Annotated in this window: 1 protein-coding gene; it reads left to right on the top strand. The window is 36.1% G+C overall.

From position 1 onward, the window contains the following. Positions 1-1218 (top strand): MobV family relaxase (gene mobV / locus D1606_RS18105; RefSeq protein ID WP_119417408.1); only part of this gene is annotated, 1218 nt, incomplete at its 5' end. Between the last annotated feature and the right edge of the window lie 386 nt (positions 1219-1604).

Genomic DNA, 1604 nt, shown 5'->3' with positions numbered 1-1604 from the left:
TGGAATACGCAGAAGAATCAAATGAGTGATGTCAAAGGAAAAGAGATGGAACAAGACCGAAAAGGAACGGTGAAAAATCAAGATATTGATTTGAATCGAACACATCAAAATTATGATTTAGTTGAATCGGATTTAACGTTATATCAACGAGTCAAAGAACGAGTGAATTATGCAAAGGAAACAGGATCCAGAGTTCAGAAAAATTCAGTTGTAATGTACTCCAATATTTTGACGGTTCCAGAAGAAATGGCCAAGATCTGGGGCGAGGAAAAAACGAAAGTGTATTTTGAATCGTGCTATGAATTTTTTTCTAAAGAATTCGGCAAAGAAAATGTGGTGAGTGCGAAAGTTCATTTGGATGAAACGAGTCCACATATGCATTTGCATTTTGTTCCCTTCAACAAAGAAACTGGAAAACTGCAAGCAAGAGTGGCAATGAATAAAGCGAAGATCAATCACATTCATGATGAGTTGCCGAAGTTCTTAAGAGAACGAGGATTTGATGTGGAACGTGGAAAAGGCCGAAGCAAAGAACAAAACATCAAGGATATTCATGAATACAAAGAGGTGCAGCGTGAAATTGCGGGGTTGCAACAAGAAAAAGAGAGACTAAGAAATGAACTTGCTGAAGCAAGTAGGCAGCTAAAAGAAACAAAAGAGGAGCTCGAAAAGAAATCAAAAGGACTTGAGAGCCTTTCTAAGACGTTTGAGAGCCGTTTAAAGCTTTCAGATGATTTGAAGTACATAAAAAGCCGTGTAAGTCCTCACAAGAGCGTAAAAAGGCTTTTAGGGGGTAAAGAAGAGGAAGAACAAGTAAAACTCCCTAAGAAGGATTATATGCGTCTTCTGACGCTTGCAAAACGTGGTGTAGGGGCTGAACAATATGTTTCTTTGAAAATGGATGAATTGAAAGAGAAAGAAAAGGGCTTTGTGAAATACAAGGATGCCTATCAAGAAGTTGTGCCAAAGTATAACGAGCTTGCACAAAAATATAACGGTTTGCAAGAACATAGTAATTGGTTGCTAGAAAAAAATAAGGGTTTAGAAACAAAACTCAAAGAAATGATTGTGCAAAAAAAGAAAGATGAGAAGACGATTGATCGATTGAAAGATTTTATTATCAGTGAAGATAAGGCGGAACAATTTAACGAGTGGAATCGAAAAGTGGAACGACATGAAAGACAACAACGGAATCGAAATCGGGGAATGGAAAGATAAAAAAACCTCCTGTGTTGAGCAGGAGGTTTTTTTATGGTTTTTAACGAAATTTTTGCGAAGCAAAAATGGGTCTTTTCTTATCTTGATACATATAGAAATAACAAGATTTTCCGGAATGCGCTTGAGACGTTGATATAACTGGTTTTATTGGGTGTTTTATGCGTGAAAGAAAAATATACAAAAAAATCCCAGATGTGTTATGATTATGGTGTCGAATCAAAATCAAAAACAACATAGGGGATTTTTTTACTCCCTTATGGCGAACAGAAGGGAGATTTTTATTAACATATGTGTACCCATAATAACATGGATTTAGACCAAAAAACAGTACTTTGTGATAAAAAGGCAAATGGAAAAGTTCAACCTTGGAAAGAAAAAAAGATAGC

Source organism: Rummeliibacillus sp. POC4, from assembly GCF_003576525.1.
Lineage (GTDB): Bacteria > Bacillota > Bacilli > Bacillales_A > Planococcaceae > Rummeliibacillus.
Note: the sequence above shows the minus strand (reverse complement) of the source record. Positions and strands in the feature narration are given on the sequence as shown.